The organism is Corallococcus sp. AB032C (assembly GCF_003668935.1).
Classification (GTDB): domain Bacteria; phylum Myxococcota; class Myxococcia; order Myxococcales; family Myxococcaceae; genus Corallococcus; species Corallococcus exiguus.
The window spans coordinates 1-6,690 of the sequence record NZ_RAWP01000202.1; the positions used below are offsets into that span (position 1 = coordinate 1).

Annotated in this window: 8 protein-coding genes; 2 read left to right on the top strand and 6 right to left on the bottom strand. The window is 68.8% G+C overall.

Annotated features, from left to right (window positions below):
* Positions 1-235: 235 nt before the first annotated feature.
* Positions 236-406, bottom strand: coding sequence for a hypothetical protein (locus tag D7X99_RS40985; RefSeq protein ID WP_233614186.1), 171 nt, complete (start codon positions 404-406; stop codon positions 236-238).
* 189 nt (positions 407-595) lie between these two features.
* Here D7X99_RS40985 and D7X99_RS44790 point away from each other — a divergent pair, with 189 nt between their 5' ends.
* Together D7X99_RS44790 and D7X99_RS42555 are read left to right on the top strand one after the other, a co-directional pair.
* Positions 596-1,018, top strand: a complete 423-nt coding sequence (locus D7X99_RS44790) for an HNH endonuclease (RefSeq protein ID WP_121782470.1) — start codon at positions 596-598, stop codon at positions 1,016-1,018.
* Positions 1,015-1,332, top strand: coding sequence for a hypothetical protein (locus D7X99_RS42555; protein ID WP_147476411.1), 318 nt, complete (start codon positions 1,015-1,017; stop codon positions 1,330-1,332). The genes D7X99_RS44790 and D7X99_RS42555 overlap by 4 nt, the downstream gene beginning before the upstream one ends.
* 111 nt (positions 1,333-1,443) lie before the next feature.
* On the opposite strand, the gene D7X99_RS40995 is transcribed toward D7X99_RS42555, so the two are convergent.
* The 5 genes from D7X99_RS40995 to D7X99_RS41015 form a co-directional block, all read right to left on the bottom strand.
* Positions 1,444-2,253 carry a hypothetical protein gene (locus tag D7X99_RS40995; RefSeq protein ID WP_121782471.1) on the bottom strand — a complete coding sequence of 270 codons (810 nt, stop codon included), beginning with the start codon at positions 2,251-2,253 and terminating at the stop codon, positions 1,444-1,446.
* Positions 2,250-2,960: a DUF4956 domain-containing protein gene (locus D7X99_RS41000; protein ID WP_121782474.1), complete on the bottom strand. Its 711-nt coding sequence runs from the start codon at positions 2,958-2,960 to the stop codon at positions 2,250-2,252. The genes D7X99_RS40995 and D7X99_RS41000 overlap by 4 nt, the downstream gene beginning before the upstream one ends.
* Before the next feature lie 5 nt (positions 2,961-2,965).
* Positions 2,966-4,678: a dTMP kinase gene (gene tmk, locus D7X99_RS41005; protein WP_121782472.1), complete on the bottom strand. Its 1,713-nt coding sequence runs from the start codon at positions 4,676-4,678 to the stop codon at positions 2,966-2,968.
* A gap of 6 nt (positions 4,679-4,684) precedes the next feature.
* The gene (locus tag D7X99_RS41010; protein WP_121782473.1) at positions 4,685-5,404 is read right to left on the bottom strand and encodes a VTC domain-containing protein; all 720 of its coding nucleotides are present in this window, start codon (positions 5,402-5,404) and stop codon (positions 4,685-4,687) included.
* A gap of 14 nt (positions 5,405-5,418) precedes the next feature.
* Positions 5,419-6,690, bottom strand: a 1,272-nt coding sequence (locus D7X99_RS41015; RefSeq protein WP_233614189.1) for a hypothetical protein, incomplete at its 5' end; no start/stop codon positions are given.

Sequence of the window (6,690 nt, forward strand, 5' to 3'; positions counted from 1 at the left end):
TCACCGGCTCGCCTCGCGACGGCGCGCTCCGTCGATGCCGGTACACCCACGACTGCAACGTGCTCAGCCGCACGCCCCGCGCCAACGCGAACTCCCGCTGCGTCTGCCCGCTGGCCTCGAACGCTTCCGCGATGCGCGCCCACTCCGGCTTCTCCACCTGCTTCGCCATGCCCGGAAGCGTCCGCCGCGCGCTGCGCCCCCGGCAATCCCTCACGGCACGTCATTGGCCGGACGGTTACAGGCGTTCCCCTTCCTCACGGACCTTGCCCACGCCGGGGACCAGCCAGTACAGGCGCTGCTTCTCTTCCTTCACCTCGCCGCTCTTGTTCAGCTTGTCGCGCTGGACCTTGATGGCATTGGTGAACGTGCCCGCGGGCGTCGTCACCGTGACGTCCTTCTCCAGCACCTTCCAGACGTACGTCGGATCCTTCCCCTCCGTCCCGCCCGTCGCGTAGGGGATCCAGCTCGCCTTGGCAGTATACTCGGTGGTGTAGCCCTCATTGATCCAGAGACGGGCCTTCCTGTCGGATCGAAGCCTAAATCGGCCCCACAGGGGAGTCTCGTTGTTCGCAAGCGCAATGGAGATGTCGCGGTTATGAATGAAGACCCGTTTGGGAAGGTCGATGCGAAGGGCTTGCCTCCCCGGCCGGAAAGTAGTCCGCATTACTCAACTGTTTTTGAGGCCCAGTTGGCGGAAGGTGTGCATTACCCGGGGCAGCGGGATGGGATTCACTTTGCTGAGGCGAATAAACAGCTTTATGAAGCAATGCGAAACGACCCTGTTTTTGCGAAGAGGCTTGAGCAGCTCTTCCCGGGGCTTGAAAGGGCGGTCAAGCCGGGAGCCCGAGGCGCATTCTCAGAAGATGCCCCGAAGGGTTTGACGTGGCGTCATGAGGCAAATCGAAAGGGAGTTATGCAGCTGCTCCCGCTGAAGCAGCATCAGGCTGCGGGGCCTGTTCAGCACGTGTTGCATCCCGGTCAAAAGGGGGGTATGGAGAATTGGGGAGGTAAGCGATGAGTGGTGAAGGGTTTGAGTCGTTGGGTCAGGTGTTGCTTGAGGTGGATGAGGATAGGACCTATGGGTTTGCGCTGTATATGCGTGATGGTCCGCCTTGGTTGGGGAGTACTGAGTGTATGTTTTTGGAGCGGGACGTTTATTCTGGAGAGCTTCCGGAGGCGGCGGCTGGTAACGGATTGAGGTATATTTTGTCTGGGTCTCATGTGTTTCAGGTGGTGAATAATGCGCGACAGCAGCGTCCTGATGCTGGTGTTGCCGATCTTGTCGAGGCGTTGAGTTTCTATTTTAGAAACGATGCCTTTATTGTGTTTTGAGCTGGTTTGGTCTCTGTGGGTTGAGGTGTTGGGTTGGCGATAAAGAAAGCCCGGGCCAGCGCATCCCTCGCGCCAACCCGGGCCCCAATCCCATCTAGATGAATCAGCGGCCTACGGCTTCTTCACGTCGTAGGACACCAGTTCCTCCAGGCGTTCCCCTTCCTCGCGGACCTTGCCCACGCCGGGAACCAGCCAGTACAGACGCTGCTTCTCCTCCTTCACCTCGCCGCTCTTGTTCAGCTTGTCGCGCTGGACCTTGATGGCATTGGTGAACGTGCCCGCGGGCGTCGTCACCGTGACGTCCTTCTCCAACACCTTCCAGACGTACGTCGGATCCTTCCCCTCCGTTCCGCCCGCCGCGTAGGTGATCAGCTCACGCACCTTGTCCTGGTGTTCCCAGGGCACGGAGGCCGGCGTCGCCGCCAGGGACTTCATCATCGCCGGGGACCAGGTCGTTGCCTTGGCGGCCAGGCCGTCCGTGACGTCCTCCTCGCGCAGGCGCACCACCAGGCCGTTGGTCAGCTCCAGTTGCCAGGACTTCTCTTCGTAGACCGTGCCGGACTTCGTGCGGTCCTGCCGGCTGTGCACCTTCACGGCCGTCATCGTCGTGTCCGGCACCGTCTCCGGACCCTGCACCGTCACGACCTTGTTGAAGACCCCCTCCACGTCATCCGTGATGCGGTAGGTCCAGGTGGAGCCCGTGGTCAGCGGCCAGAGCGTCGTCACCTCCGCCTGCTGATCCGGCTTCGTGCCGCCGCCCGTGCCCGGGTCCACCGCGTTGCCCGGCAGGTCCACCGTGCCGTCGGGATTCGTCGTGGGCGCACCCGGATCATTCCCCGTCGGCAGGCTGCCCCCACCGCCACCACAGGCGGCGATGGCTCCGCACGCCGCGAACAGCACCGCCAGCTTCCTGAACTTCATACCGTCTCCTCCCGCGCGCCCTTCGCGCTCACCGCCGTCCACCGCAGGCCCCGCAAGGGCGCCCCTTCCGTCCGTCCCAACGCCGCCGCCAGGCTTCCAGGCTCCGGCTCCTCCACTTCCAGCTCCACGCGCCGCGCGGAGAAGTCCATCGCGCAGCTCTTCACCAGCACGTTGCGCTCGCCCAGCGCTGCCCTCAGCGTGGCCTCCGCTCGCACCAGGTCATCCGCCTGCGCGGACACCACCATCCGCTGCCTGGCCTCCTTCGTCGCCACGGCCTTCTTCTCGAACAGGTCCAGCACGAAGAGCAGCACCGCCACGAACCCCGTGCCCACGCACGCCAGCACCAGGTTCCCGTGGCCGCATGCCATGCCCAGGCCAATCACCAGGAACAGGATGGCCGCGTCGCGCGGGTCCTTCAGCCCCGAGCGGAACCGCACGAACCCGCCCAGGCCCACCAGACCGAAGGCCTTCGCCACGCTGTTGCCAATCACCGCGGTAATCACCGCCGCCGCCGCGCAGAGCAGAATCTGCGCCTGCACCATCTCCACCTTCGGCAGCGGCTTGCCCGTCAACATCCGCCACGGCCGCGACGACAACAGCGCGCCAATCACCGCCGACGCCACCAGCCGGGGGAGGATGGCCCCCATCGACAGCGACTGCAGCTCCTGCTCCACGTCCTGGAACAGGGCTCCGAACGGACCCTCCATGGGCGTCATGCCTCCTGCCGCCCGGCGTCCACTCCCAGCGTCTCCGCCAGCGCCCGCGCCGGCCGCTGCGCCTGCTCCAGCGCGCGAGCGTGCGCCACCACCGCGTACGCGTTGCGCAGCACCGGCAGCTTCCCGGCCTGCTCCTCCAGGATGCGCTCCAACAGCGCCCGCGTCTCCGCCACCAGCGGCAGCCCGCGCATCGACGACACCACCGTCGCTGGCCACCGACGCGCCGCGGAGGCCCGCAGCTTCCACGCGGCCGGCGAGTCCATCCCGTCCACGGAGTCCAACGCCTCCTTGGTGGACTGCGCGCCCCGCTCACGCATCGCCCAGGCCCGCGGCGTGTCCACGCCGGTCAGCGAACGCAGCACCAGCTTCAGCGCTCCCTTCTCCAACTGCTCGCGCAGGCCCACCGCCACCGGCGTCTCCAGCCCCGTGGTGCTCTTCAGCACCGCCAGCCGGTCGTGCGGAATCAGCGCGTCGCGCAGCGCCTCCGCGCGCTCCGTGCTCAGGCCGCCCAGGCTGCGCGCCACCTCCGAGTACAGCTTGCGCTGCATGCCCGCCTCGCGGACCACCCAGGACTCCTCGCCGTCCACGCCCACCAGACCCAGCAGCACCGCGGCCAGGTGGCCGTCCTTCAGGCCCCGCTCGCGCAGCGCCCACGCTTCCGGCGAGTCCTGGCGCTTGAGCCCCTCCAGCACCGCCGCTGGCGCCTGCGCGTACAGCCGCTGCCGCAGCGCGTGCGAGCGCGGGGACGTCACGAACCCCAGACCCTCCGCCACGTCCGCCGGCACGCTCGCCGACAGCACGTCGCGCAGCGTCCACGCCGTGTCGTCATCCAGCCCGCTCAGGCTTCGCGCCACCAGGCCCGGCAGCCGCTCCGCGTACGCCACCCGGCGTTGGTGCGCGGGCAGGCCCGGGATGCCGTTGAGCAGCCACGCCGCCAGCTGTGGCTCGCGCGCCTCCAGGCCGTCCACCGCCTGGAAGAAGCGCTCCTCCACGTCGTCCACCGACACCGCGCCCGGCGCTGGCGGGGGAGGGGCGGGGACCAGCCGCTGCACCGGCTGCTCACGTCCCTCCAGCCGCGCGACCACCGCGTCCACCAGGCGCTGCTCCAGCACTCGCAGCGGCTGATCATTGTTCTCCAGGATGATCCACCGCGCCGGGTCCTTCCGGGCCTGCGCCAGGAACGCCTCGCGCACGCGCACCGCCAGCCCCGCGCCGACCAGTCCCTTGCGGCTGTCCGCGTCGTTCTCCTTGCCGCTCTGCACCTTGCCCAGCCGCTTGCGCAGCCGCGCCAGGTCCGGGTCGACGTCCACCAGGATGACCAGGTCCGGCCACAGCCCCTGCGACGCCAGCTCGCACGCGGGCAACAGCTGCGCCTCCTTCAGGCCCCGCCCACCGCCCGTCAGCGCCAGCTGCGAGTACAGGTAGCGGTCGGTGATGCACACGTCGCCCCGCTTCAGCGCGGGCGCGATGATCTCTTCCAACTGCTGCGCGTCACGGGCCAGGTTCAGGAAGAACTCGGCGCGCGGGCCCATCTCCAGCAGCTTCGCGTCGCGCGTCAGGTCGCGGATGCGCCGCGCGGTGGGCGACTGCAATTCACCGCCCTCGCGCGCGTGCGCGACCTTGTAGCCCAGCCGCTTCAGCCGGGCCGCGAGCAGGTTGGACAGCGTCGTCTTGCCGCTGCCGTCAATGCCTTCGAAATCGATGAACACGGTGCCCTAACCCCCTACGACCCCAACGCCACCTGATGTGAAGGCATGCACCCGCGACATGCCCTCCGCGAACTTGCTGTACGCCGTCGCTCCCCCCGGATTGAGGGCCGACAGCCACTCGGGCAGCGCCGCCCCGAGGTGCTTCACCTCCACCACCACCCGCGAGTCCTCCCACACGGGCATCCCCAGCCGCTCCACCGTCAGCGCCACGGGCGACAGGGCCAGCTCCGGCGATACGGCGTGGAAGCCGATGTCCCGGTCCACCGTCACCCGCCACTCCTGCGACACCTGGTACACGTGCCGCCGGTACGTCACCGCCAGCACCGGCGACAGGCTTCCCCCCGCGATGAGCGGCAACAGGCTCACGCCGCCCTTGAGGGTCCGGCCCAGCTCCGCGCGCGGCACCCACACGCGCCGCTTCCGCGTGAGCCCGCCACGCTCGAGCTTCACCTCCAGCACCACGCGCTCGCGGCCCGCCGCGCCCACGTCCGGCGAGTACTCCTTCGTCCTCACCTTGAGGCAGTCGTCCGGCGTGCGCAGCGCGCGCATCGCCAGCGGATGGCCCGGCTTGTCGAAGTACACCGACACGATGCGCGTGGGCGGCGGCAGGTAGCCCCCCAGCTCCTGCGACAGCCTCGCGCAGACCGACTTGGCGTCCTGGGCCTCCAGCACGCGCTTGAATTCACGCCGCAGCTTCGTCACTTCCCCTTCAGCGAACGAGATCATCTCCAGGTGTCTCCTCAACGGAAGCGGGTGGCGAGCTGCACCGACAGCTCGAGCGCGGGCGCCACGTCCCCCGGCCGGAGCGCACGCTCCGCCTGGACCTGCGCCTTGAACAAATCCGCCAACAACACGTTGAGCCCCCCCGTCACCGAATGCCCTTGCGCCTGGATGCCACCCTGCAATTGCAGCGCCTCCGCCCCCACCACCGGTTGCACCGCCCACCCGTTGTGGCCTACCGGCACCGTCCAGTAGGCCAGCACCGACTGCGACTGGAACGGCCCCAACGCCAGCCGGCCCATCGCCGCCTCACCCGTCAACGACAGCCCCCAGAGGTTCAGCTCCGCGTCCGCCGCCGTCGCGTACTGCTTCGTCCCGTCAATCACCTGCGTCAGGTACGTGCTCGTGCCCAGCGTGAGGAACTTGAACGGGCGGATGCTCAGCCGCGCGGAGCCGTCCTCGCTCAGCCGCTTCCCGGTCGCGTCCTCGCCGCCCTCGAAGAGGCCCGCGGAGAACTTCAGGCCCCACGCCGCCTTGAGCCGCATCTCGCCCATCACGCCCAGGCGCCGCCCGCCCAGGGAGTTCGTCTCCGTGAGGTAGTCCTCGACCAGGCCGCGCTCCTGGATAGGCAGCCGCCACGCAGACTCCTGCGAACGCTGCAGGAAGGGCGACTTGAAGCGGCCCGCGTACAGCCGCATGCGCTTGCCGTCGTCCGCCAGCCGGACGAACGCGTCCTTGAGGATCGTCTTGGAGGCGAGATCCGCGCTCACCTCCGCTTCCAGGTTGGACAGCGACGCGGCCACGCCCACGCGCGCGGACTCGATGCCCAGGTCGCGCTCGTACTTCTGGCGCTCGTCCGCGGCGGCCCGCGCGAACACGCGGCCGAACACGCGGATCCGCTGCTGCGGCCCGCCCTTGTCGTCCACCTTGTCCGCTTCGTCCGGCGCCTCGCCCAGCGTGTCCGCCTTGGGGCCCGTGTCCTTCTTCTTCTTCTTCTTGCCCGGCACCGCCGCGTCCGGCACCGGCGCGCCCGGCTCGGAGACCTGCTCCGGCGCACCCATGACGGGCCCCTGCGAACCGCCAGGCATCGCCTGCGCCACCGCGCCTTCCAGCGCGTCACCTGTCCCGTCCGCCGGCTTCTTCGCGTCGTCGTCTCCGGACACCTCGAGCGGCCGGTCTACTCCCTCCGCCGCCGCGTCCTCGTCCGGCTCCGGCGCCGCGCTCGCGACCGCCGGCAGGCCCAGGAGGACCGCGACGAGCAGTCCCCGCCGCCACCCCTTCTCCTCCAGCCC

Bases quoted from the DNA above. Each gene is read 5' to 3' on its own strand.
- D7X99_RS40995 (WP_121782471.1), bottom strand. From the start codon at position 2,253: ATGAAGTTCAGGAAGCTGGCGGTGCTGTTCGCGGCGTGCGGAGCCATC.
- D7X99_RS41010 (WP_121782473.1), bottom strand. From the start codon at position 5,404: ATGATCTCGTTCGCTGAAGGGGAAGTGACGAAGCTGCGGCGTGAATTC.
- D7X99_RS44790 (WP_121782470.1), top strand. From the start codon at position 596: ATGAATGAAGACCCGTTTGGGAAGGTCGATGCGAAGGGCTTGCCTCCC.
- D7X99_RS41000 (WP_121782474.1), bottom strand. From the start codon at position 2,960: ATGGAGGGTCCGTTCGGAGCCCTGTTCCAGGACGTGGAGCAGGAGCTG.
- D7X99_RS42555 (WP_147476411.1), top strand. From the start codon at position 1,015: ATGAGTGGTGAAGGGTTTGAGTCGTTGGGTCAGGTGTTGCTTGAGGTG.